The sequence below is a fragment of the Paenibacillus sp. FSL F4-0100 genome, assembly GCF_037993005.1.
Lineage (GTDB): Bacteria > Bacillota > Bacilli > Paenibacillales > Paenibacillaceae > Paenibacillus_AQ.
On record NZ_CP150303.1, the window covers coordinates 5445870 to 5471341 of the forward strand.

The 25472-nt window shown below is 46.0% G+C and carries 25 protein-coding genes; 3 read left to right on the forward strand and 22 right to left on the reverse strand.

The features are described from left to right. Positions 1 to 199: 199 nt before the first annotated feature. Entirely contained in the window at positions 200 to 2479 is a 2280-nt protein-coding gene (locus MHH48_RS24600; protein ID WP_076325244.1) for a helix-turn-helix domain-containing protein, read from the reverse strand. Between the two features lie 458 nt (positions 2480 to 2937). Between MHH48_RS24600 and MHH48_RS24605 the strand changes: the two genes are divergently transcribed. Together MHH48_RS24605 and MHH48_RS24610 are read left to right on the forward strand one after the other, a co-directional pair. Next, positions 2938 to 3864, forward strand: a complete 927-nt coding sequence (locus tag MHH48_RS24605; RefSeq protein ID WP_076325245.1) for an ABC transporter permease subunit — start codon at positions 2938 to 2940, stop codon at positions 3862 to 3864. A gap of 37 nt (positions 3865 to 3901) precedes the next feature. After that, on the forward strand, positions 3902 to 4780 hold the full coding sequence (locus MHH48_RS24610; RefSeq protein ID WP_076325246.1) for a carbohydrate ABC transporter permease: 879 nt from the start codon (positions 3902 to 3904) through the stop codon (positions 4778 to 4780). Positions 4781 to 5013: 233 nt separating this feature from the next. Here the strand turns inward: MHH48_RS24610 and MHH48_RS24615 are convergent, their stop codons facing one another. From MHH48_RS24615 to MHH48_RS24685, 15 genes are all read right to left on the reverse strand, one after another. Continuing rightward, positions 5014 to 5418, reverse strand: coding sequence for an NUDIX domain-containing protein (locus MHH48_RS24615; RefSeq protein ID WP_076325247.1), 405 nt, complete (start codon positions 5416 to 5418; stop codon positions 5014 to 5016). Positions 5419 to 5457: 39 nt separating this feature from the next. Beyond that, positions 5458 to 6075 (reverse strand): SUKH-4 family immunity protein, encoded by a 618-nt coding sequence (locus MHH48_RS24620; RefSeq protein ID WP_076325248.1) that lies wholly within the window; start codon positions 6073 to 6075, stop codon positions 5458 to 5460. A gap of 62 nt (positions 6076 to 6137) precedes the next feature. Continuing rightward, positions 6138 to 6932: a hypothetical protein gene (locus MHH48_RS24625; protein ID WP_076325249.1), complete on the reverse strand. Its 795-nt coding sequence runs from the start codon at positions 6930 to 6932 to the stop codon at positions 6138 to 6140. 56 nt (positions 6933 to 6988) lie between these two features. Beyond that, positions 6989 to 7495 (reverse strand): DinB family protein, encoded by a 507-nt coding sequence (locus MHH48_RS24630; RefSeq protein ID WP_340390709.1) that lies wholly within the window; start codon positions 7493 to 7495, stop codon positions 6989 to 6991. A gap of 242 nt (positions 7496 to 7737) precedes the next feature. Next, positions 7738 to 8025 carry an NPCBM/NEW2 domain-containing protein gene (locus MHH48_RS24635; RefSeq protein ID WP_076326745.1) on the reverse strand — a complete coding sequence of 96 codons (288 nt, stop codon included), beginning with the start codon at positions 8023 to 8025 and terminating at the stop codon, positions 7738 to 7740. Positions 8026 to 8393: 368 nt separating this feature from the next. After that, positions 8394 to 9461, reverse strand: coding sequence for a hypothetical protein (locus MHH48_RS24640; RefSeq protein ID WP_076326746.1), 1068 nt, complete (start codon positions 9459 to 9461; stop codon positions 8394 to 8396). 76 nt (positions 9462 to 9537) lie between these two features. Further along, the gene (locus MHH48_RS24645) at positions 9538 to 10455 is read right to left on the reverse strand and encodes a hypothetical protein (RefSeq protein ID WP_076326747.1); all 918 of its coding nucleotides are present in this window, start codon (positions 10453 to 10455) and stop codon (positions 9538 to 9540) included. 126 nt (positions 10456 to 10581) lie between these two features. Beyond that, positions 10582 to 10932: a hypothetical protein gene (locus tag MHH48_RS24650; RefSeq protein WP_076326748.1), complete on the reverse strand. Its 351-nt coding sequence runs from the start codon at positions 10930 to 10932 to the stop codon at positions 10582 to 10584. Between the two features lie 45 nt (positions 10933 to 10977). Next, positions 10978 to 11565 (reverse strand): hypothetical protein, encoded by a 588-nt coding sequence (locus tag MHH48_RS24655; protein ID WP_256720892.1) that lies wholly within the window; start codon positions 11563 to 11565, stop codon positions 10978 to 10980. A 624-nt stretch (positions 11566 to 12189) separates the two neighbouring features. Next, complete coding sequence (locus MHH48_RS24660; RefSeq protein ID WP_340390711.1) at positions 12190 to 12648, reverse strand: DinB family protein; 459 nt, start codon at positions 12646 to 12648, stop codon at positions 12190 to 12192. Then, a complete protein-coding gene (locus MHH48_RS24665; protein ID WP_340390742.1) occupies positions 12551 to 12778 on the reverse strand; it encodes a hypothetical protein in 228 nt (75 codons plus the stop codon). The genes MHH48_RS24660 and MHH48_RS24665 overlap by 98 nt, the downstream gene beginning before the upstream one ends. A gap of 264 nt (positions 12779 to 13042) precedes the next feature. Further along, positions 13043 to 14164, reverse strand: a complete 1122-nt coding sequence (locus MHH48_RS24670) for an MFS transporter (protein ID WP_076325865.1) — start codon at positions 14162 to 14164, stop codon at positions 13043 to 13045. 168 nt (positions 14165 to 14332) lie between these two features. Beyond that, a complete protein-coding gene (locus MHH48_RS24675) occupies positions 14333 to 14644 on the reverse strand; it encodes a metalloregulator ArsR/SmtB family transcription factor (protein ID WP_076325855.1) in 312 nt (103 codons plus the stop codon). A gap of 309 nt (positions 14645 to 14953) precedes the next feature. After that, positions 14954 to 16714, reverse strand: coding sequence for a dihydroxyacetone kinase subunit DhaK (dhaK, locus tag MHH48_RS24680; RefSeq protein ID WP_076325854.1), 1761 nt, complete (start codon positions 16712 to 16714; stop codon positions 14954 to 14956). Between the two features lies 1 nt (position 16715). Next, on the reverse strand, positions 16716 to 17852 hold the full coding sequence (locus MHH48_RS24685) for a glycerol dehydrogenase (protein WP_076325853.1): 1137 nt from the start codon (positions 17850 to 17852) through the stop codon (positions 16716 to 16718). Positions 17853 to 18056: 204 nt separating this feature from the next. Between MHH48_RS24685 and MHH48_RS24690 the strand changes: the two genes are divergently transcribed. Continuing rightward, positions 18057 to 19103 carry a PocR ligand-binding domain-containing protein gene (locus tag MHH48_RS24690; protein WP_076325852.1) on the forward strand — a complete coding sequence of 349 codons (1047 nt, stop codon included), beginning with the start codon at positions 18057 to 18059 and terminating at the stop codon, positions 19101 to 19103. A gap of 39 nt (positions 19104 to 19142) precedes the next feature. On the opposite strand, the gene MHH48_RS24695 is transcribed toward MHH48_RS24690, so the two are convergent. The 6 genes from MHH48_RS24695 to MHH48_RS24720 all read right to left on the reverse strand — a co-directional run bounded on the left by MHH48_RS24695 (position 19143) and on the right by MHH48_RS24720 (position 25339). Next, positions 19143 to 19718, reverse strand: a complete 576-nt coding sequence (locus MHH48_RS24695) for a GNAT family N-acetyltransferase (RefSeq protein ID WP_076325851.1) — start codon at positions 19716 to 19718, stop codon at positions 19143 to 19145. Positions 19719 to 19883: 165 nt separating this feature from the next. Further along, positions 19884 to 20108 carry a hypothetical protein gene (locus MHH48_RS24700; RefSeq protein WP_076325850.1) on the reverse strand — a complete coding sequence of 75 codons (225 nt, stop codon included), beginning with the start codon at positions 20106 to 20108 and terminating at the stop codon, positions 19884 to 19886. A 226-nt stretch (positions 20109 to 20334) separates the two neighbouring features. Further along, the gene (locus tag MHH48_RS24705; RefSeq protein ID WP_076325849.1) at positions 20335 to 21093 is read right to left on the reverse strand and encodes an ABC transporter ATP-binding protein; all 759 of its coding nucleotides are present in this window, start codon (positions 21091 to 21093) and stop codon (positions 20335 to 20337) included. 4 nt (positions 21094 to 21097) lie between these two features. Continuing rightward, positions 21098 to 23416, reverse strand: coding sequence for an ABC transporter permease (locus tag MHH48_RS24710; RefSeq protein ID WP_076325848.1), 2319 nt, complete (start codon positions 23414 to 23416; stop codon positions 21098 to 21100). Then, the gene (locus MHH48_RS24715; RefSeq protein ID WP_076325847.1) at positions 23401 to 24699 is read right to left on the reverse strand and encodes an MFS transporter; all 1299 of its coding nucleotides are present in this window, start codon (positions 24697 to 24699) and stop codon (positions 23401 to 23403) included. The genes MHH48_RS24710 and MHH48_RS24715 overlap by 16 nt, the downstream gene beginning before the upstream one ends. Then, entirely contained in the window at positions 24692 to 25339 is a 648-nt protein-coding gene (locus MHH48_RS24720) for a TetR/AcrR family transcriptional regulator (RefSeq protein ID WP_076325846.1), read from the reverse strand. Before MHH48_RS24720 ends, MHH48_RS24715 begins: the two co-directional genes overlap by 8 nt. Positions 25340 to 25472 lie beyond the last annotated feature (133 nt).

Sequence of the window (25472 nt, forward strand, 5' to 3'; positions counted from 1 at the left end):
TTGAATTCAGCCGGGCCTTCCGTTGCTCACGTAGGTTTGCAAGCTTATGCTTCCGAAGCCGTTTTCTTATGAAAACGTTCAGCTCCGCTACTCAGTCCCTAGCTTCATCCAACCTAAAGCGTTTTGCAAAAACGCACATCGGAAGCAAAGACTTCGGTGCTGAAAAGTCGAATTTCTGAACCCTCACTTTAACCGCCCGTCACTGCGCTTTTTTCGTCTCGATCGCATGCTGGCTTCGGAACTGTGCCGGGGAGATCTGGTAGTGCTTTTTAAACAGCGTATAAAAATAGGTCGTATTCAGAATGCCCACCTGCTCGCTGATCGATTGAACCGACTCCTCGGTGCTTGCGAGGAGCTCTCGGGCCTTTTCCAGTCGAACGGCATTCAGGTAATCGTTGAACGACAGCTCGCAATGCGCCTTGAAGAGCTTGCCGACATAGCTGCGGGACAGCTTCACCTCGCCCGCGACCTGCTCGAGCGACATATCCGGCCTTGCATAATGCTTGCGTACGTACATCTGGATAAAATCAACTACCTCCGCATGCCGAACCGCTCCCGATTCCTCGGACAGGCTGCAGAGCCTAAGGGCAAGATCCTTCAGGGCATCCGCGGTTTCCTGCAGCGTCTGAAAACGGGTAATCCGCCGGGTAAAGTCAAGGAAGAGATCCGCGCTTTCCCGATTTTTCACCGTATGGACATTGAGCTGCTTGTACAGGCCCCCGATGAACTGGTTGATGAAAAACATGACTTCATGGTAGTTGTAATCGCGAATTTCCTTAATCCACTGATCGATTTCCTTCTCTAATTTATCCCGCTGCTGCAGCTTGATGGCCTCGATGATGCGCTTCTCCCGCTTGTCCGGATACTGCGCCTCGGTATGCTCCGACTCCGCGGCGATGACCGGATCGCCATGGAACATCCTGCCCTTGCCTGCGAAGAAGCGCTGCTGGAAGCAGGACTGCGCGCAATCGAACGATTCGCGCAGCTCCTCGTACGTCTGCGCGGCAGTTCCGATGCCGACGGTGACGGACACGCGGAGCGTGCGGAGCATCTCGCCCTGCAGCTCCTCCAGCATGCCCAATACATGGAGCGGAAGCCGGCTCTGCTTCATGGGGAGAATGATCGCAATGGTCCCGTCCCCCACCGTTGCCACGCTCGCTCCCTCCGGTTCCAGCATCTGCTGGGCCGCCTGGGCGACGGCTGCGCAGGTATAGGACTGCAGCTCCTCGTCCTCGCCCCCGGGCGAGCCGTCTAAGCTGTCGAGCAAAAGGACAGCCGCCAAGAAATAGGGCCCCTTGCCTTCCCGGGCCAAACGGCGGAATGCCGTCTCGTCGCCGCCTTTCAGCAGCTGCAGCACGTGCGCCTGCCTGGCGACGGAAGCCTCGGACTCCATCGACTTCATTTTCTCCGTCATTTCGGCATAGGTTGTATCCAATATGGCAAATTCGTTGATTTGCAGCCGGTTTTCCTTCATTTTCGGTATGGCGCTCATTTTCTCCAGCAGGTGGCGGATCGGGTTGTACGCATGATGCGTCAGCCAGATCGACAAGAACATGCTGACGATGAAGCATGCCAAAGCGAGAACCAGCGCCGACGTTCGGAGGGCCTGCATGTTGAACAACAGATTTTGATATTGGCTTACGCTGATAAACGTCCAGTTCATATCCCTGGATTTGACGTAGGTAACGAGGCTTTTGCGGCCGTCGATGGAGCGGGTGAAGTAACCGCTTTCCGCGTCCGTTCCCAGAATGGACTGGACATAGGATTCCTGCGATACATCCTCCATGAACCGGGACCGATCCGAATGGGTGATGATGGTCCCCTTGTCGTCAATGACGTGCAGCGAATCCACCGCTTCGTTGCGGTAGCCTCCGATCAGATCCTGGATGGTGTCGGTGCTCATATTGATCACGATCGCGCCCTTGGAGCTTAACGGCGAATAATAGCTCGGAAGGAGGACGAAAGTAAGGACATCTTCGCTCCGGTTCGCCGAAGTGGCGGAAGAAATCTTGCGCGGAAACAGGTGAAAATAAGATGTATTCTTGCTGTTGATCTCCTCCAGCAGCGCCTTCTCCTGCTCCTTGGTAATCCCCTTCGTATTCAGATACGTGTTATTCGAGCCGTTATAGATCCCGATCGAATGGATGAACGGATAGGTGGACTGAACTCGGTTAAGGGTGCCGAACACTCCATACTGTTTCACCGGATCGGCCTCTTTGTCCAAAAGGGCATTCACGATCTCCTTGTCGCTGAGCAAAAGGTTGCCCACGTTATACACCTGGTCGCGGATGACGCTGGATACGGCGCTGTTCTGCTTCAGCATCGACTCGGATATTTTCCCTACCTCCTTCGCGGTGCTCCAGGAGAACATCATGTACAGGACGACGGTTACGAGGGCAATCATCGCTGCCGTGAGCAAAACAAAGCTGAGAAACATATTTCGATACACTGCATAACGGAATAATCGCTGCCGGATCATATTCTCCCTCCTTATCATTCGGTCTGTATAGTCAACTGAGATCTTATCATTCATGAAAATTACTAACATTATATGTAATATACATGTTAATTTAATAGGGTTGCCTAGCCATCCGATCGCTTGGAACGGATCGATATTTTATTCTCATCTTACATTTGCCGCAGGCATACATCAATATGAAAACGCATTCTTTATTTTCCTCCCCAAACTTCCCTTCATAGACTTCATCGGCTAAACCCCTTATAAAACAAAGCCTTTCCGGTCATTATTCAATCCTGGCGACACTGTGCGAAATACTCAAATTCGAAGTTTTTGCCGTTTTTTAAAACAGGCATTCACCCCTTCAATCCGCTCAAATTCCATTTTCATAGTTTACTGCACGCGGCAACTCTCTTTACACTCAAATCAGAACTGCTACGCTTGCAGCCCCCATCACTTACGAAAGGACGTGCCTACCTATGAAAAAAAGCCGCTCCGGCTTCCTGAGCGAAATCCGCTCGAACGGATCCGCCTACCTGCTCGTCGTACCGGCTGCCATCTATACGCTGGTCTTCGGTTATTTCACGCTTCCGTACATGCTCATTGCGTTTCAGAAATTCAACTTCAAGACAGGACTCTTCAATTCCGCCTGGGTCGGCTTTGACAATTTCAAGTTCTTCTTCTCGTCGCCCCGGGCGTGGGAGGTCACCTTCAACACCTTGAAGCTCAATTTTCTATTCATCATCGTCGGCACGCTCGGAGCCATGGCGCTGGCCATTCTGTTCAATGAACTGCGCAGCCGCTGGTTCTCGAGGGTGACGCAATCCACCATTCTGTTCCCGCATTTCTTGTCCTGGGTCATCGTCAGCTACATCATCTATAGCTTGCTGTCGACCGATTACGGCATCCTGAACCGGATCCTGGCGTTCTTCCATATTGATCCCGTCAACTGGTACGCCTCGCCACAGTACTGGACGTGGATTCTTACGACCGCGGCGGTCTGGAAGGACCTCGGGATGAACCTCGTCATCTACCTGGCTGCCATTACGGGAATCGATGACAGTTATTACGAAGCCGGCCGGATCGACGGCGCTACCCGCTGGCAGCTCATTCGTCACATTACGATTCCACTCATGCTGCCGACCATATCCATCCTGACCCTGCTGGCCTTGGGCAAAATCATGTACGGCAGCTTCGACATGATCTACGCCATCGTGAAAGACAACGGACTGCTGTATCCGACCGTCGACGTTATTGACACGTATGTGTTCCGTTCCCTTCGCACCATCGGGAATCCGGCTCAGGCGATGGCCGTCGGACTGTATCAATCCGTGGTCGGCTTTATTCTCGTATGGGGCAGCAACAAAATCGTGAAAAAGGTGAATCCGGACCATGCATTGTTCTAAAGCGTGCCGGAACCACTCGGAAAGGAGCCTAACTTAGATGACGTCCAGACCCAAATTTTTCGACGCCGTAAACACCGCCCTGATCGGCATCATCTCCATCCTCTGCATCCTGCCCATGCTGCTTGTGCTCATGGTGTCCTTTACCGACGAAGCCAGCATTAAACAATTCGGCTACCAGCTGTTTCCGAGCGATCTGTCGCTTGATGCTTACAAGCTGCTCCTGTTCGGCAGCACGCCGCTGTACCGAAGTTATATGATCTCGATCCTCGTGACGGTGGTCGGCACGATCCTTGCGGTCACCATTACATCCATGGCCGGATATACGCTGGCCGCCAAGCATATCCGTTACCGTAACGGGCTCGGACTGTTCTTTTTCATTACGATGGTATTTAACACGGGCCTGGTTCCCTGGTACCTGATCAACCTCAATCTCGGCATGAACAACACGATCTGGGCCCTGATCATTCCGTCCTTGGTGTTTAACCCGTTCAATCTGTTTCTCGTGCGCAACTACATGTCCCAAATTCCGCCATCCCTAACGGAGGCGGCCAAGATCGACGGCGCGAGCGATTTCTATATCGCGTTCCGGATCTACTTCCCGCTGTGCATGCCCGTCCTTGCAACGATCACGCTGTTCTACGGCATTGCCTACTGGAACAACTGGTTCAACGCCATCATGCTGGTGGACAACGAAAAGCTGTATCCCCTTCAGTATCTGCTGTTTAAGCTGAACTCCGAGATCAGCATGATCCAACAAATGCAGAGCAGCGGAGCCATTCTCGGCACCCAGACGCTTCCTCAGGAATCGGTGAAGATGGCCACCGCCATTCTCACGATCGGCCCGGTGGTGCTGTTCTATCCGTTCCTGCAGCGATATTTTATTAAAGGGCTGTTGATTGGCTCTTTGAAGGAGTAGTGGTTTCATCCACATGCCATGGTCTTTGGAAAAAAACCGTGAATCAGCTTTAACCGAAATCAAAGAGGCTAACCGTGTGAGCGGTTAGCCTCTTTTTTATATGATGGATGTCTTTATGGATACAAAGTCTGCGGCTTCGGATGGAGCATCGTCAACGGGGGTAGTTAGCGTAACCCTGATGTTGTGCATTGAGTCAGTAACGGTAATCCGGTCTTTGAAGAACAGGAAGAATGCTAAAACGCCCGGCTTTTGACTTCCCCTTGATACGCCAATGCATCCATAGCCCTTAACCGCTGAACTTCGCTCAGCTCCGATAACTCGGCCCATTTATATTCAGAATGTTCAGCACTGAGAATAATTTCCCCATGAAGCGGAATCGAACATCGAAATATGCCGACCTGCGCGTTGATATGACTGTGATAATAAAATCCGGTCAAAACCGCATCATGTAGGGTGATGCCCAGTTCTTCGCGGCATTCGCGGAAAATGGCTTCATGGATCGTTTCACCGGGGTCAACCCCGCCTCCGGGCAAACTCCATCCCTTGTTCCCATAAGTCCGTTTTAACAAAAGCAGCTTGCCGTCGGCGTTCGCTATGATGGCATGCACACCAAATCTGTACGTGTCATGAAAGCTCAAATTCCATCCTCCCATCCTGACATTAAAATGTTATATCCGCTAACGCAAACGATCCCTCATTTCCTCCAGCACAATTCCCCACCATGAAGAGGAACGGACGGCTGATTGATCCATATCTTTCAGCTCCCGCTTCATTTGTTCGAAGGCGCTCTTCCACTCGCGCTGAGTCTGCAAGGCGTCCGGACGGGTTCCCGGCTTGATCTCCCCTCTCCTAAACTTCTCAAGTTTCAGGCGAGATTGTTCCGCCGTCATGATCATGGGAGGTGGATCGGGCTGCAAGCGCTCCGACTGCTGTTGGAATAGGAACACCCGGTCCATAAATGCAAGCAGGCTCTCGACGGAGGCGTTCATGTAGGTCGGTTTCTGTGTACCGCCTTCCGTTACTGCCCAAATCTCCCCTGTATCCGTTTTGATCGCGACATGAAGCCCTTCGCTCCAGATCTCCCTTCCGATCGCGATATAGTCGCCATGAACATCCTGTAGCGGTAACGCTTGGTGAAACAGAAGACCCAAAGGAGGCTCTTGTAGCTCAAAGTTCGGCATTCCCCAATGCACGAGCATTTCCGCCGTCTTCTCGGGCATTCCCAGGCGATCCAAGCTTTCCCTCGTATAAGACAGCACTCCGTGATCATACAATGTGTGAAATTGCTGCTCCACTCTATCCCTCCCCTAAAATTCAAAACTGGTACGCAGTCTTAAGCATATGGTGATGAAATGGTCTACAGATATTCGCCGAAATAGAACTGCAGCGCTTCCCGGGAATACCCATCGCTTCCTTGCCACTCCGACATCGAGAAGAAATCGTCGTCTCTCCTTGGGCGCGTGCGAGGCGTGTCCTTCGGAACCAACACGCCAGCATATCCCAGTACTTCCATGAGCACGTCTCGTTCATGCTTGCTTGAAGGCAGAACATCCTTCAAGCGCTTCTCAAGATGACGCGGGCTATCTGTTTCGCCGCATCCGTCGACGGCTGTAATCAGCTTCCTCAGAATGGCGATATCCTCCTCTTTCACCGTCAGGTCCTCCTCATGGCTCAACAGCTCCAGATCGAGCCAGCAGTAGAGCAGCTGATTCAAACGGATGCCTCCCCATTTGACCCGTTCGAAATTCAGCACGTTCAGGTCGGCATTCACGTAATCCCGGTCGGACTGGAGCCCGGCATGGTTACAGTCTCCGCAGCTGCTGTAATTCGGCATGGCCGAGCGTCGTTCTTCGTACTGATGAAGAGGCAGGCGCGATGTAAGCGCCCAACTGGAAAGCGCGCTTCGCAGATGCACTTGTCTCGTGGACAGACTGTGCAGAAATGCGGCAGCAACCCTTTCTTTAGTAACCGTCTTATGTAAGCTATGAAGCCGCTGGATCAGCTCATCATGCCCGATGGTGATGGGATCGAACATCAGCCCCATGCTTTTCGCGTATTCAAAATCCTCCCCAGCAAATGGCATTGGGTTGTTCTTCCAGCCGCTGGATGACCAGAACGTTTGCAATAATATCTTTTTTGCCTTTTTGTCCACAGCTTCTCACTTCCCATTTTTTTCTTGCTCCTATCATATCAAAATAAGCAAAAAATTTATTTGAATCCTTCGATAATTTCATTTATTTGTTTAATATGTCTTTGTTCATGCAAGTACAGTGATTTAACCCATTCAATTAATAACATCTCTTTAAAGACAGGGTGGGTGAATTGTCTTCTGCTTAGCACCGACGGGTCTTCTAATGAATGGAGTAGTTCCGTTAGCTTCTCTCTTGAATGATGCAGTTTCTCGACAATTTCTTGATATTCTATAATTTCATCGGTTGGTTTAGCAATGTCAGGAGCTTCTAACTTTCTACTTCTGTCCAGCAGAAATTCCAAAGGTTTATTCTCAATAATTGAATCTTCCTTGCCCTTCAATCCTCTTTTAATAGCAACCACATACAATTCTTCTGTCTTATATAGGTGTTGACATACCTGGCTGATACTCCAACTGTTTGAGTCATGCCGCCTGTTCAGCTGCTCTCCGCTCAATCCATTGAGGACTGTAAGCAATACCTCCCTTGTTTCCTTTAATTTTTGATTAATTTCTTGAAATTCCAGGGTAACCACTCCTTCATTTCTGAAATCGTAAACAAAAGTGCCCCAGCCTTAGATAGCTGTTATCTTAGGCTTGGGGCATTTCACTGTCTGCTTCTTCCATTATTATACATCTGATAACCGAAGGGTGTAAGCCCCCAAGTGTAAATAGGCTTGCAAAAAAGTGTCTCTTCCGGCTTCACTTTATAGCAGAGTAACCTTCTCTTTTAATTTGAAACCGGCCTGCAAGAGGCCGGTTCGATGCGTTACGGCGTAAGGACGCCGTCGCCGATAATAATTCGCTGGGTTTTGCCATAATCGCCGGGCGTAGGAACGATGATAAACTGCAGCGTGTGGACGCTGCTCACATTCACATCGAGGTCGAGCGCAGCGGGCTTTGCCGAACTGAAAGAAAGCATCTTCAGCACTTTCTCGCCACCCATGACCTTGACCTTACTGCTGCCGTACTCGCTTCCGACGGTCAACTTGTCAACTGCGACTTCCGCAGTCAATCGCTTGTATTGCTGGTTCAGACCGACTGAAACAAATCGCATCCTAAAATGCAGATGATACGAAAAGGAAGATATAACTTATTCCTCAATAATTCGTGTCTTGACAATGGGGAGCATTACAGTTTTTGTCCCCCAAGTACAATTTTGTCTTCATTTGTCTCAACCTTCTGTTCAGATATGTCAGTGTTAATTGACACAAATCTCCCCATACTTACTGATGTCCAGATAATAATATCATTCATTTTGATTAATTCTCCTATAATACAGATTAATATCAATCCTATTATCATTCACTGAGTTAGTTCTGTATCATTTCGCCGATTTATGAGGGGAGATTTGTGTCAATCAATACCTCTCCTATGCAGATATATAAATAGGGTTTGTTCAGAGAATTGAGCCGAAAACTAAGTTTAGGGTTCTTTTACAACCTGGATATTATTAATGAACCCAGCCGTAGGTGTAAATATAGCAGTAAATTTATTACTCTTCACATCATACTCAAATAACCCACGTTCGTTTTTAACGATTGCTATCGTATATATTTTGCTGCCATCTTTAGAGTAATTGGCTTCTCCTCTTTGTAATCTTGTAGTTTCCCACTTACTCACACTAGTGGTTTTTCTAGCAGTATCATAGTCAATAACTATAGAGGGGATTTGCCCCTTGTTATATTCCTTGTCACCAAATGCAATAACATGACCCTCTTTATTCATCAGCATACGAATCCAGTAATTTTTACTAAAGAGCTTTGTTTTCTCTTTCAAATCGTAATCCGTTTCGTATATGGTATACGTTGGCATTTTGAAATTATTCTGTCCCGCAGGTCCATCTTGATGGGTCAGACTATAATTCCGTTCCTTCAACGAATAAGCCGAAGCATAAACTTTTTTGTTACTATGATCTAATGTAATAGCTTCTACGAGCTTGTCATCATCACCCCAGAGTCTCATCTCATTGGAGGTGAGATCAATAGCGCCTAATCGTATGGCTCTCTCTCCTTTTACATTAGCCACAAAAAATAATTGATCCCCTGAGGGAATAATATAGTTGACTGCAAATAAGTTATCGGTAAGTTGAGTGCTTTTTTCACTCGATAAATCTCTGACAAAGATCTGGTCTCCGTAATCTTTGTCTGTCCCTACCCTTTGGGTATAGTACACTACTTGATTAGGCTTATCATAAAAGCCCAACGGATATTGAGCTGTATATTCGAATTGAAAGACCTTTTTCAATTGCTTTGTAGCTGTATCATAGCTTAGTATTTGTGTCATTATGGATCCGTTTTCATCTGTAGTCGCATATTCTGAATAAGTCATCGTAATGTAATCCGTTGCAGGTGCTGGTGGCTTCTCCTCTGAACTAGCTTTAGGAGTAGTATTGGCTGTGCTTGTTGTTTCCGAACTAGCATCTTTAGACGAGCATGAAACCAGTAATATCGCTAACAACAAATACATTAACGTCTTTAATGTTTTTTTCAAATCAATCTCTCCTTAATTTCTGTTTCTATAATCAATTATGCCTATGGCTTAAGCCATAGGCATAATCTCTATAACTTTAAAATTGATAATAGTATCTACCCGGGAAAGATAATGTATCACTGTAAGTATAACCGAATTGTACATTATTCCAGCCCCAGAAATAGTTATCCATTACTGCATCAGGAAGAGAACCAATGTCGTTCTTATATACAGTTTTAACAATATTAGTATCTAACGCTCTAGCAGTGATTGGAGTTCCATGAATTGCATTATCAATTTGTTTTTTTGTTGCGATATCACCTGCTCCTAATGTCTTACCGCTTGATCCTACTGTTCCAGATCCACCAACACCAGCCCTGAAAACAGTAAATCTACCCTCTCCTGTTACAGCACCTGAAGAAATAATTACTTTTTGTCCTGATCCATATGTGTAAGTTCCTGCAGGTAAACGTCCTGGATAAGGGACTGTTGAACTTGGAATATCGGCTGCCACTGCTGCATGTTTCGGAGCAATACTCTCATCTACATAGACATGATTAATGTGTCCATCAGATCCATAGATAACTACAGTACCTGGAGATGGTTCTGGAAGATCAAATCCAAGATCTATCACTGGTAAATCCTTGACAGTATCTGCTACAGCTTTGAAAAAATCATCCTCAGCAGCTCTTCCATAAATATCCGGCACTTCTTCATAAGCTTGTAATGAACGTAATATATCATTTGTATCTCCAGCATGATCTGCTGCACTTGTATCATAGGTTATTATTGGTTTTTTCTCTGCATTATAAGTCAAAATTGCACCTGGAACAAAAGTTGTTGGTATCTGATTTTTCACAGCTTCCAAATCAATCCTTGTTTCGCGTGATTCGTTTGAAGTAATGCTATTTAGTTGAGAATTTTCAACAGCATTTACCATCACACCACCAGACAATAGCAATAAGGCCGTAGACAGGCTTACGGCAATCCATTTCTTGCTTTTCTTAGATTTCATTTTTACAACCTCCTCTAATTTATAAGAAATAGGGTCAATCCCACTTGCTTTCTGGAAAAATTTTCACTTTCTAGCCTTCATCTTTGAAGGTTAGACCGGAGAAATCCGTATACGATGATATTATTTTTATTTTTTTTCGTAATAATATCCTCTTATTATCAACTGTTTTGTATCTTCGGTCACTTCCTCACCAATATCTCCTCTAACAACTTCCTCTCGTGGAAATTGTTTTGGAAAAGGTGCATAATAAAATTCTCCATGTTCAGTTACTACACTTTCCACCGGTTCTGTTCGAGCTTTTCTGTCGTATTCAATTTGCCAATCTGGTAATGCTTTTTTTGGTGGAGTGGTGTCATTAATAGTCGAGTCTATAACTTGCTTATTATCTATAAGTTCTCTGATTATAAAAAAAGCGCTCATTAATACAAAACAACATGATGCAATGATTATAGTTCTTCTTAAAAACTTCTTATTCATGATCACTCACCCCTTCTAAGATGTTATTTGTTGTTGAGGAAATACTTAAAAGATAGCATCAATATATCCATTCCCTGAAATTGAAAAATCGTTCAAATTTGTTACCATTACTTGGTATGTACCAGGAGGTACGTTCCATATCTCTTTTGTTTCGTTCGTATGTGTAAATCTCCCATAGATGAGGGCTGGCGTTCCAAAGTAATCTCTGTTGACGAGTGTATAATTCACAGAGGGGGCTTTGTTACTATTAGTAGCCCACTGAACTACAGTAATCTTGTATTTAGTTGCTGAAGAAGTGAATTCACCTGAGAAGTGGGACACACCGGATGGACCAGCTGGTGCCAAATTATCAAAAGCCCAAGACATATTAGCCATAGGTTTAATATTTCCTTCTGGTTGAGTTTCTGTGGGTTCTACCATCAATGATTCTATAGGAATAGCATTTCTTATTGCCTCGTGATATTCTTCCTCAGTAAGATCACTTAAAATTGAGTCTGAATTCACAATTTCAGAATATGGCGGAAATCCTTTTACCCAATCGTTTTCAGCAGCCTCTGCATTAGAGACACTGCCAGTATGTAAACCTACAGATGTCAATATAACTACTAACATTGTTACAAGCATTTTTTTCATTGAAAAATCCTCCTCAATCGTTAATAAATAACGCATCTATCATGAACTTAGTTATGCTTTTCTAACGTTTCGTTTGTGAACTTCCCAGAAACGCAATAACATAACCACGATTAACACAAAATTTATCGAAAGAGAGATCATTTAAAATGTTGTTAATAGAGGATAGTTAATCCGAATTTAAGGTATGAATAGTATAAAGTATTTTTCTCAAATCTTGCGAAGTAAAATTTGTATTATTCTTACTTGAATGGCGACCTATGGAACATTGCCCTTCATGCTTCAATGCCTTGTCTTTCACTTACAGTTCACCTGTAATTAAAGCCTTCCATTAGGACGGCCAAATAAAGTAAAGGACACACATAAATCACATAAATCATAGATCATCTGTATCCCTTTCAAGAAATTAAAGCCAGTTTATTATTTTTATTGAATTGATATGCCTTCGACTATCATCTTTTTAAAAAGTGAGTCACAATGGTATGGTGATAGTCTTCATTGTTCTTCAGGCCAAACTTAAAAAGCGGGTGCCGATATTTAATCGGTACCCGCTCACTGCATGCTCTCTTCACATCCAATTATTGGTTTGATCACTGCTTTTTTCTCCAGCAAATCCTACAGATTAATTTATTTAAATCCTTCGATAATTTCATTTATTTGTTTAATATGTCTTTGTTCATGCAAGTACAGTGATTTAACCCATTCAATTAATAACATCTCTTTAAAGACAGGGTGGGTGAATTGTCTTCTGCTTAGCACCGACGGGTCTTCTAATGAATGGAGTAGTTCCGTTAGCTTCTCTCTTGAATGATGCAGTTTCTCGACAATTTCTTGATATTCTATAATTTCATCGGTTGGTTTAGCAATGTCAGGAGCTTCTAACTTTCTACTTCTGTCCAGCAGAAATTCCAAAGGTTTATTCTCAATAATTGAATCTTCCTTGCCCTTCAATCCTCTTTTAATAGCAACCACATACAATTCTTCTGTCTTATATAGGTGTTGACATACCTGGCTGATACTCCAACTGTTTGAGTCGTGCCGCCTGTTCAGCTGATCTCCATTCAATCCATTGAGGATTGTAAGCAATACATCCCTTGTTTCTTTTAATCTCTGATTGATTTCTTGAAGTTCCAGGGTAAACACTCCTTTCCATTGGTTTTTTAAGGTGCGATTGCTTTTCCGGATTGTTGACGATCTTCATTTCTAAAATAGTCAATAAAAAATGCCCCAGCCCTAGATAGCTGTTATCTTAGGCTGGGGCATGATCTGTCTGCTACTTCCATGATTATACATCTGATAGCCGAGGCGTGTAAGCCCTGCGTGCAAATATGGTAACAAAAAAATTGTTTCTTCCCGCTGCAAATCCATTATAGGAGGTCTTTCAGTTTTACAAATATAACGGTTGGACGGGCAATTGGGAACAACGAATCAAGCACGGAAAGCCTGCGGCACATTACCTTGCGCTAGGCTGGCTTCCGATTTACGAAGGAACATATTTTATTTTGAACAAAATCGAAGCCAGGGCAAGGATAGCAAACACGATTCCGCTCCAGATTAACTGATGGATACCCGCAACGGCTATCAACCAGCCCCCTACCGTGGTGCCAAGTGTAATGCCCAGGTTGGAAAACGATACAAACAAACTGTTGCCAAACTCCGGTGCATCTTCAGTCACCGTTGTCAGCCATGTTTGGCTGACGATTAATCCTCCGGAATGGACCATCCCCCATAAAACCACAACGATCATGGCCGGAATCCAGTATGGTGCCAGGCTATACAGCAGTACATAAACCGCAATATACAGGATAGGGAACAGCATCACGGTCACCCGTATGTTTTTTTGCAGCATGGCCCCAAAAACGAAATTGCCGAAAATCATGATGATTCCAAAACCCATCAGCATCACACTGATCACCGATCCGTTCATAGGTGTAACCTGGCTGAGGTATTCCGCAAAATAACTGTACACCGAAAACATTGCCGCAAAAATAAAAATGACCGACGTTATATTTAACCACAATGCGGGTTTCCGCAATATCCCCAGCTGTTTGCCGAATGACATTTTGTTCTTAACCGGCATGGACGGGAGCCAGGCCAATATACCAGCAAAGGCAATCGCGCTAACAGCCGCTCCAAACAAAAATGCGGTTTCCAGTGAAACCTTTTCCGCCAGGTAAGAAGTCAAAGGCACACCAAATGCAAATCCGAGCGTAATCCCGGCAAATACCTTCGTGACCGCTTTACTGCTCTTCTCAGGTGGAACCAGCTGGGCCGCAGTGACCAAAGCCACGGAAAAAAAGACCGGATGAAAGCAGGCCGGAATGATCCGGAACGCCAGCATCACTTCGAATTTCGATGTCATGGCGTACACGATATTGGACACCGCAAACATGAATACTGCGATAAGAAGAATCACTTTCCGATTGATACCGGATGCCAATAATGTCAGAAAGGGGCCCGAGATGGCGACCACAATGGCAAACACACTGACTAGCGTACCCGCCTGCGATGCCGTGATATTAAATTTCCGGGCCACTTGGGGCAGAACGCCAACGATACCCATTTCCGTCGTAATAATGCCAAAAACACCTAAAGCCAACATGATAATAAGTAAAGGGTTCACTTGTTTCTGTCTCAAAGAAATGATGCTCCTATTCTGTCATTTGTATTTTCATATCTGTATATGTAGATATGTTAGTCCGCAGCTTCACCATCTATATTCAATTATATATCTATATATCTAGATGAATTCGAACAAAAAAACACCTCCTTATAGTTTGTTTTGAATATACTCGGAAAATTCCTTGATGGTCTGTTCATTCCGGCGATAATAGGTCCACTTTCCGATACGCTCGGACTCAAGCAGTCCCGCTCTTTGAAGTGTCAGCAGATAATTGGAAATGACGGATTGCGCCAGCCCGCTCTTCTTTTGAATATCGGCTACACAAATTCCGGTCCGGAAACTGATGCCGTATTCCATATATTTTTTCTCCTCAAAATGATGCTCCGGGTTTTTCAGCCAATCCATGATTTGACAACGGGTCTCATTGGATAACGCTTTGTAAATTAAAATAGGTTCCATACAGATCATTATATCTATTTATATAGATTTGTAAATGTTTTTTTGAATACTGGTCACTGGATTAAATAGATAATCTAGAGTAAAAGACTTTCTAGACAAAGGATTGCCAAGTTCCCAAGAGTGCATCGAGGAAATCTACTGACATTACAAATATGCAGAACAAAAACAGACACGCTGAATAGCGTGTCTGTTTTTTCTTTTTCGGATAAATTCATTTGGAAACGAAGGTTTGATGTTGGTAATAGCTGTGCGACTCAGCTGAAATCAATGATGATTGATTGATCACTGTATAAATGGAATATTTATACATTACCTCATCACTTTAGCAAGCTCCGTGAAAATAACCCCGAGCGCGTGTGCGCCCGCATCCGGGTATCCGATGCTGCGTTCGCCTACCGTGCCCGCTCTACCCATTCGGGCAACGATGTCTGCCGTCTTCTGCGCTCCGAGCACCGCCGCTTCTGCCGCCTTAATCGCTGCTGGCTTCATCTCTTCACCTTGCTCTGCACTCTGCGTCCAGGAATCCGCGAACGGGACGAGTGCGTCGATCAATGTCTTGTCGCCGACGACAGCTCCTCTTCCGAACGATCTTTCGCCCGTATCCTGGATTCCTTTCACAACGGCCTGCATCATATCTGCGACCTCTTGAACGGACAATTCCTGCTTCTGACCGGCAGATTTACTCGCTGCACGGAATGCGGATCCCCAGATCGGTCCGGAAGCCCCGCCGCAATGCTCCATGATGATCAACGAGCAGGCGTCGAGGAAATCGCCGATATCGCTGAGATGGTGGGTCAGAATATCGTCCCACTCCGCCTTGAGCTGCTTGAAACCCTTGGCGACGCTCATGCCGAAATCGCCGTCTCCGGCATGGGCGTCGAGCTCGCAGAACGGCACCTCGTTCTCGATGATGACCTCGCTCATTTGATCGATCAGATATACGATATTTTGCAAGGATAGCCGGTTGTTCTTAATCACCGCAGCGTCAGCATCCGTATTGTTTTTATACGAAACTGCCCTCTCTGACTTCTCTTCTTGAATAACCTCGGTATAGTTCACGGGCTCAAAAGATCCCTTAACCGACAGTGCCGGCGTATCGCATGGCGCAGACAGCCACTTCTTGAGCGTCTCGTCCAGCTTCATGATTGTCACCGATGCACCTGCCATGTCGATGCTGGTCATATAGTTGCCGACGAAGACTTTGAATACCCGCTTGTTCCGGGACGCCAATTCACGCATCACGGAATTGTTCAGCAAGTACAGCTCCTGCAGCGGCGTGCCGCCAAACCCATTGATTAATACGGCAACTTCGTTCTCTGCAGAATCATTCATCTGCAAGTTGTCCAGCAAAGATGTGACCATCCGCTGCGCCAGCTCATCTGCAGGAACAACGTTCTCCCTACGGATTCCCGGTTCGCCGTGAATGCCGACGCCGTATTCCATCTCGTTATCTTCGATATGAAACGTCGGAGTTCCCTTGGCGGGCACGGTGCACGAGGTAAACGCAAAGCCGATGCTGCGAACATGGTTAATCGCATGCTGCGCCGCTTCTTTCACTTCCGGCAGGGACAGTCCCGCTTCTGCGGCTGCTCCGGCTACCTTATGAACGAGCACCGTTCCGGCAACCCCTCTTCTCCCTACCGTATAGAGACTGTCTTCAACGGCGATGTCATCGTCGACCTTCACATAATCCACTTGGATACCGTCCTCGCTCGCAAGGTGGGCCGCATTTTTGAAGTTCATGATGTCGCCGCTGTAATTTTTGATAATAAGCAGCGTTCCCTTATTACTCGCAGAGCTGCGGATCGCTTGATACACCTGGATTTGGGACGGGGAAGCAAACACATCGCCGCACACGGCCGCATCCAGCATGCCACTTCCAACGAATCCGGCATGAGCTGGTTCGTGGCCGCTTCCGCCGCCGCTGATCAGTGTAACTTTATCTTGGTTGATCTCTTTTTTGGAAATCACTTTGAATTTAGGGCTGAACGCTAACTCAGGATGCGCCAGCACAAGCCCATTGCACATTTCCCGAACCAAGGTTTCCGGTTTATTCATGATTTTCTTCATCTTATATCTCCTTACTTAATTTGTATTGACGACCCAACTGGTCAGCGGCCATAATCGCGGATGCTACCGCTTCCTCCGAAATCGGGAATGGCATCGAATGGATGGATTCCTCGGCAATACATGCCTTCTTGGCCACTTCAAGCAGCTCCTCGTAGGTCACACGCTCTACGCCGATATCCTCCAGGCACACAGGAAGACCGATCGACAGGCAGAAGTCCAGCACTTCCTTCATTTCGTCCCGGTCGGCATTCTCAAGCACCAATTGAGCAATCGTACTAAAGGCTACCTTCTCGCCGTGATAATAATGATGCGTTCCTTCAAGAGCCGTCAAGCCATTGTGAATCGCGTGAATCGCTGCCAAACCGCCGCTCTCGAAGCCTAGTCCCGATAACAGAATATTCGTCTCGACGATATTCTCCAAGGCTGGCGTCACAATATTTTGATCACAGGCCAGTTTTGCTCTATACCCGTTCTCAAGCAGTGTTTCATAACATAGCTTGGCAAGTCCCAGCGCTGTAATCGTCCCTTTGGCGTCACCGCATACGCCTTCGCGAACACCGCACGGCAGACCGGCATTGACATTGGAGTAAGATTGAGCCGTCGCTCTTGCTTCGAAATAGGTAGAGAGCGCATCCCCCATACCAGCAACAAGGAATCTAGTCGGCGCTTTGGCAATAACCGTCGTATCAATCATGACGACACTAGGACTTTGTTTAAAATAAGCATAATCATCGAATTCGCCTTCCGGAGTATAGAGTACCGCCGAATGGCTTGTCGGTGCATCGGTTGCCGCAATTGTCGGGACAACAATCAGGGCCTCACCTTCGGCTACGCATTTTGCCGTATCAATCGCTTTGCCTCCGCCGAGGCCAATCGTGCAGGCACATTGATGCTCCTTCGCCAAAGCTTGCAATCTGGCAACCTCCTGCCGGGAGCATTCCCCACGGAAGCCGCTTTCAACTAGCGTTATATTAAATTTCAGTTTCGTTGACTCCAGCTTGTCTTTCACCCGTGCAACATCATCGGGATGGGCAATCAGCAGAGCGGATTCACCGAATGTCTTCACAAAATAACCTAAATTCAACAGTTCGTTCTCACCTTGCACATATTTTGTCGGACTGATAAACGCTCTTCTCATGTTCATTCCTCCTAAGTAAACTATACTTATTATTATAGGTTGTACTTAATCGGGAAGCATGAAACAATGAGATCGGAATAAAGCGTTTTCTTATCGTATTTTTTTGTCATCTCTATGGAAAATTGTATTATCTTGTTCTTCAGTAGAAGCATTCGCTATAATATTCAGTAGAGTTTCTATAACTTTTCATAGGAGAATGTTGTCATGTCCAAATCCCGATATGATTTAGAAGAAATCATTGATTTGGAGAAATGGGAGAAGCTGCAGGATTCCTTATCGCTCGTGACCCAAATGGCGATCCTTACGATCGATTACAAGGGCGTTCCCGTCACCAAGCACAGCTACTGTCAGCCTTTCTGCCAAGGCGTGCGCCAGGATTCCCATCTCTCTCCATATTGTCAAAAATGCGACGCGCGTGCCGGCATTGAAGCGGTTCGCCAAAACAAGCCATACATCTATTTATGCCATTTCAACATTATCGATATCGCCATCCCGATCATTATTGATAACCAATATCTTGGTGCGATCATGGCGGGACAGCTCAAGCTCCGAGAATCTGACGCGCCGATGCTGGAGCAGATCGTATCTCGGCCGCCCAATGTGGAGTCAAACCGAAAGTTTAAGGAACTCGAAGGGGATTACGATGCACTACCCATCTTATCCTATGATGAGGTGACGAAGTGCGTGGATCTGCTGCTGCAATTAAGCACCTATATCGTGGAGGAAGCGATTCAGAAGCATACCACGATCGATTTATACAAAAAAGTGCTCACGTCCAACATGGATGCGCCAGCTTCCATGGAAGGTTATAACGAGTCGGATCGTGCGGTCCGCAGCATCCAATCCATGCAACAGGAGCTCTCAGGAGCACTGATCGATACCAAATTGAAGAATGGCGCTGGGCGGTTCGTCTCATCGAATGCCGTGCTTCAGCCTGCGTTTGACTACATTTTTACGCACAAGCATGAGAATTTCACCCTGAAGGAAATGGCCAAGCTTTGCCATATTAGTCCCAGCTATTTCAGCCGCATATTTACGAAAGAAACGGGAGAGAATTTCTCCGTCTTTATCGCCCGACTCAAGATTGAATGGGCCAAGCAGCTGTTGGAGTCCACCGATTCGCCGATCCATCAAGTGAGTGATGATTTGGGCTTCTGCGATACGGGCTATTTTATCAAAACATTTAAAAAGTTCGAGCACCTCACCCCGGCCGTGTACCGGAACATGTATGCCGGGCTATCGGCTAAGTGATCGGTTTACCAACCGATCATTACAAGTAAACCCCTTCGTTCATGAACGAAAGGGTTTTTGCACATCATCCATAATAATCGAATACAATTTTAAATCTTCATGTGACCCTTTAACCCAAATCGCTTTTCTTAATAAACCTTCATAGGACATGCCGGCCTTTTCCATCACTCTGGCTGACCCTACGTTTAATGGGTGACAACTGGCTTCGATTCTGACTAATCCCATTCTTTCAAATCCAAAAGAGATGATGGTCCTGATCACTTCGGTCATGTAACCACGATTCCAATAATCCTTGGAGAGGGCATAACCCAATTCAGCTTTAGCATGGTGAACATTCCAAGACATAAATCCTGAGGTCCCGATGATCTTTCCGGTTTCTTTGTCCACGATTCCCCAAGGGGCCACTGAATGTTGGCTGTATTTATGCAGGACCCTCGTTAAATAGAGGCGGGTATCTTCCATCGTTCGATGCGTCGGCCAGGCCGTATATCTCGATACGTCATCATCCGAGCCGTAATGAAATATATCCTGTTCGTCTTCGCTCCTCAGTTTTCTTAATATCGTTCTGTTTGTTTCTAACGTGGGGAGATCCGAAAAGACATCTTCGATCCGCATATCATTCACCCTCCAAAGCTATCACGATTGATTTGAAAAGAGACAGATAACATCTGCATAAAACCTTAATTATGTATGATATAGTTCCTTTGCACTTAAGTAAACTTCCGAGAGATAGTTCTTGTTTGGAACGAATCTTCTCATAATGGCTCTCTATCCTTTCAACTATTTATTCTTCTGCTTTGCAACTTGCATACCGCCGATGATAAGCATGAGAATCCCAATTACTGCTAGAATAATCCGAACTAAGAATGGACTCATTGAAAACACAGTTTCACCTTGCCATTGCAATTCGAACAACCTTTCATTCAGCCCCACAATCGCCAATAATGGCTTAAGAAACAAACTCAGCGCTAATAATACTATCCCCCAAATAATATTGCTATTCATTGATTCAAAACCTCTTTTCCAATTAAGATAAATGAAGATTAATTCACAATAAAACGATCTATCATTGCCTTTCTAGAATTTTATTCGTCATCGAAGAAAACAGGATAAAGCAATCAAGCGTCTCTCCTCTCGTCAGAGCGTCCAATACTACCGTACCATTAATCTTTGGTCTTATGACATCACGAAATGTATTTATATTTTTGTTAAACAGAAATCCATTATTAATTTATATTCCGATCTCCTGCATTTTCACCATAACTTTCTTGACCCTGCCATCCATATCCGTTCCCCCAAACTTTGGAAGCTTGAGTTCGCCTACAATCTTCCCATCGCGCATAAACATAATGCGCTCCGTCCGTGCCGCAACTTGTGCATCGTGAGTGACAAGCATGACCGCAGTACCGTCTGCATTGATTTCAGAGAATATGTCCATCGTTTCCTGAGCGGATATGGAGTTGAGTGCGCCCGTAGGCTCGTCGCCGAAAATAATGCTCGGGTTGTTCATCAGCGCCCGGCATATTCCCGCACGCTGAAGCTGACCACCCGAAACCTGGGTGATGCTGCGTTTTTCAAGCTCTGCAATGCCTACCCTTTTCATAAGCTCTCTTGCCTTCACCGAAATGTTCGCGGCGTTTTTTCGGTTATCCCGCATGGATGGAAGAATGATATTGTCGAGGATATTCAAATTTTTCAGCATCGTCGGCTGTTGGAACACAAAACCCATTTTGGTTCTGCGCATATCTGCAAGCTCATTCTCCCCAAGCGTCGATAAATCCTTACCCTCAAAAACGACTTTTCCGCCATTCACGCCATCCGTCCCGCTCAGTGCAAACAATAGCGTTGATTTCCCCGAGCCTGATGGTCCCATAACAGCTACGAACTCGCCCTCGTGAATATAGGCGGACACCCCGTCCAGAACATTGTGCTGTTCGCCGCCTTCACCGAAAGATTTTACGATATCATCACCGATAATCATCTTTTTCATCTGCCTACTCCTTTATATTTTCGGATATTGTTATTTGTCCTGCGCCCGATGTGCCGATCATGGTAGCGATTAGTATCGAGGCTATCATCATAAGCGGGCTATACAGATACGCCGAAAGCGGATTGACCGCAAAATGAAACGCCGACGCTCCAAACGAAGAGATAACCGCACCCGCAAGCATTTCTCCGAGCGTGTTTGCCAGAAGGGTTCCGAGAACCATGCCGACAATCAGAACAAATACAGAACGCGAAGCATATTGCACCTTAATGTCCGTGTTCGTAAATCCGAGAGCTTTCATAACGGCAATGGAATATCGGTCCTTAGCAACAAGCATTTTCATAAACAACAGGGTAATCAGTACCGATATTATCAGCGCAACAGCCATTGCTGCGTGTGAAGCCTTCTTGACGGAATTTATGGTTGAGCCGAATGTCTGTGCAACAAATTCATCAATATCTGAAATCTTGGCAAAATCAAACCTGTCCGCATAGTCCGAAATCCTGGCGTCGACAAGAGATTTATCCGAAAGTTCAGCGAAGATCATGCTCCACATCATATCCGCCGAATTGTCGGTGAATACCGCCTTTGCGGTCTTGCCGCCGTTGGTAATGTCGGAGTATATTCCGCTTACCGTTAGTTCCTTCTCCTGTCCCTCCATCACCAGCGTAATGCCATCACCGGCCTTTTTGCTCAGCTCATCCGCGTTCAAAACCGACAGTGCAATTTCATTCTCTGCGGCGGGTGCTCTGCCTTTGGAATAGGCAATTGGGAATATGGAATGGTCGCCGAGTTCGATTTTTATGTTTTCCTCAGAACCGTCTTCTGTTTTGATGTTAAATGCTTTTGTTGTAAGGACGGCAACCTTGGATATGGCACGGTCGCTGCTCATCGCATTCCGTAGTTCAGCCGTTTTCTCTGAAATGTTATCGGTCTGCTGTATGTCAGCACGTATATCATAGTTTCCGATCCCCATATATTGGATGAAGCTTGTAGAGGAGATGGTGTTGTACAAATTCTGTGGAACAATCATGATAAAGGCTGCAATCACCAACACCGTTAGGCTTGTAGCATAAAGCTTTTTCCTTGCGAGAACATCTTGGATACCGAGGAAAACATTCGTATTCAACACCCTGTTTCCACTTAGATTAAAACCTTTTGCGCCTGTGTTTTTCTCCTGTGAAGTGCCAAAGCGTATGGCTTCTGCGGCGGATATCTTTCGAAAACGTTTCAACACTGTGTTTACATAGGCGATGATGGCAAGGAATACAAGCAGTATGCCGATGATTCCGAACAATAAAGCATAAGCGGAATTTTCGCTTTCCCCCATATACAGCCTTATATTTTCAAGAAGCATGCCTTGGAACATAACCGACAGTGCAAAACCGAGCATACTACCCACCCCGGCAATCGCTGCGTATTTCGCAAGATACATCTTCTTTATGTCGGAAACACGCTGCCCTATTGCCTTCATAACCCCAATCTCGCGATAATCTTCTTCGATTTTCGCCAGGAGCGTAAATCGTATGCACATCAATGCGATGGCCACAACAAGCGCGCTCACAAAAAGTATAACCGCGATCATCAACCCATCGGAAAGTGCGTTCATCATTTTAAAAAGCTTATATGTAACGGTTGGTCCGTTTCCTTCAAGTCCTGCGGAGGCATAAGCCGTTTCAAATGAACCGAGCTCAGATAAATCCTTTAATCTAAACTCAATCAGATACTCCATGCTGCCGAGGCCCTTGATTTCCGCGTAATCATGTTCATGTACAAGAAATCTCTTGGATGAAGAGAGTGTAGAATTCATCTGCGAATCCCGGAGGAATCCCGCAACGATAAACTCCTTCCCACTAATGACCGCCTGATCACCGACCTTGGTGGTGCCATCCTTCATATAGCTTATTGGAACATACAACTCGCCGATGGCGGGTTTAATGATGTTACCGTCGAGATCAAGAAGATAATCGAATTTTTGGCTCTGCATGCTAAATCCGTTATCCTGGACACTATTCGCAAGCGAATGTTCGCCTAATCGTATCCGCGCACCGTCCATATTGAGAAATTCTATCACTTGTACATCATCCACATTGCTATGCTGCTCCGCAAAAGCCGAAAGCCGCGCAGTATCTATTTCACCGGAATGCATCTGCATAAAATGCGGGGTTTTAGCTTGCGTCATCAATGTGTTGAGCGCACCCGAGAGATTGACGACGAGGATCGCCGCGAGCGAAACAAGCATTGCCGCAGCAGCGACAAATACCATAGTTGTTAGCGTAGTGGCTTTGCTTTTTAAAAGATCATTGCGGATTATTCTGGAGTACATAAGACACCTCTGTTTTCAAGCATTTTAACCGACTTTAATTTATACAGAATGACCGAAGTTACGCATAACAGCATCCCGGCGATGATAATGAGAAATCCCATCCCTCTGCCGAGTCCCGTACCGATGATTTTTCCCACACTGTCAGAAAGCACGCCACCTTCAACTAACAAAGGGGTGAACACATAATCCGCCAAAACACCCGAAAGGGCATAAGCCACTACAAATCCAAGCTGGGAAAGGATTCCGATCAGTGCCCAAGCTCTGCCTTGAACGGAATTATCAATGTTGGTACGAACTAGAAAATCCAGGCTTGTGTTGGCAAACGGAAGCATTGCAAAAAACATGAATCCCGAAACACAGATCAAGGCAATATGTTCTCGAAATCCGAACGCCATCATAAACACGCCTACACCAAACAAAGAAATCGAAAGAATGTTCACATAACCCTTTTGAATGGGAAGAAATCCTATAATGACACTGGATACGAGCATTCCCGAAGCGATAATGGTTTCTATCATCCCTACGACGGAGCTGCTTGTAAACGTCAGCAGCATGGGAATGGAGAGTGTTTCAATAACTCCAAGGTAAAATGTCAGCACCGATGTCATAATCACAAGAACAAGCACACCTCTGTTAGTAGAGACAGCGTTCCAACCGGCTTTGATTTCGTGGATGAACGATTGCGTGTGTTCGTATGTCTTGGAGACAAGGCCCCTGCGGACGGCAAGCGTAGTTGCAACGGTGACAAAAAAAGTGCAAATGTCGATGACAAGCAGCAGCTTTATATCCGTAACGGTGAGCAAAAATCCCGCAAGGATCGGCGAAATCAGAAATTTTGCCGATCCTGCCACCTGGACAAAACCGCTTGCCCTCGTATACTGCTCCTCGGTCAGCAAATCCGTAACCGTAGCCTTGTATGCGGGGTCAAGCAGCGATGAAAACACCGAGCTTATGGTAACTCCCACACAAATTTGCCATAGCTGTGCTTCTCCGCGAAGCATGCATATGAGGATGAATACAAGGCCGATCGCAGAAAGACTATCGCCTAGCACCATTAACAGTCTGCGGTCATAGCGGTCCGCAAGCACTCCGGCAAATGCGCTTAAGAGTAACGACGGCATGAACGCAAGCAAGGTTACAAGAGCCATGGCCGAAGCCTTTCCCGTCTGTTGGAAAACATAAATCCCAAGTCCGAACGATGTGAGCCCGTTTCCTATGGTTGAAATAAGCTGTCCCGACCACAGTAAGAGAAATTTCTTGAAAGACTTCTCTGGTTTATTCATGGCTGCTCTCGTCTCCTCCACCAAACATCTGCATGACGTCCATCAGACTTCCGCTTGCTGCACCGAGCAGCCTTTCTACGTTACAAACAAAGGCCAGCATTCGTGAACCGCGCTCCTCATTCGTCAAGGTAATCATATCGTCATCAAAAACGGTATTCGCATAGATCACAACCATTTCCATGCATTCATACGGAAACGGTGTGCTGAACATTCCCTGCTCAATGCCTTCGCGGATGATTGCTGTCAGGATCGGCGGAAGGCCGTTGATGATGACCTTTTGTATTTTTTGATGCATCAGCGCGTTCTGCGGCTTGTGAATATGCTCCATAATTTCCTTGCTGCTTCCGCCGCTTAAGTTCATTGCCATCACAACGCGGATAATGCGTTCGACTACGGGTATCGTCTTGTCGGCGGCAATGACCTGTGCCGCATCCAGAAGACCGTCACTATACCGATCAATCAACGCATCCATAATATCCTCCTTCGACTTGAAGTGATGATACAAGGTTCCCCGCGCAATCCCGACCTTTTCGAGAATATCGTTTGTACTTGTGCCGTCAAAACCCTTCTGACCAAAGAGCTCATCCGCGGCGTCAAGGATTTCGTTCCTGCGTTCTTCCGCTTTTTTTACAACTCTCATTGTTACACCTCCTCTACACCGACCGACTGACTGTCGGTTATAGAATAACAGGTTTCCTGTTATTGTCAATATGTAGTTAGCTGAAAAACAAAAGCAGCCCATCCTCTATTGAGGAATGAGCTACTTTTAGTTG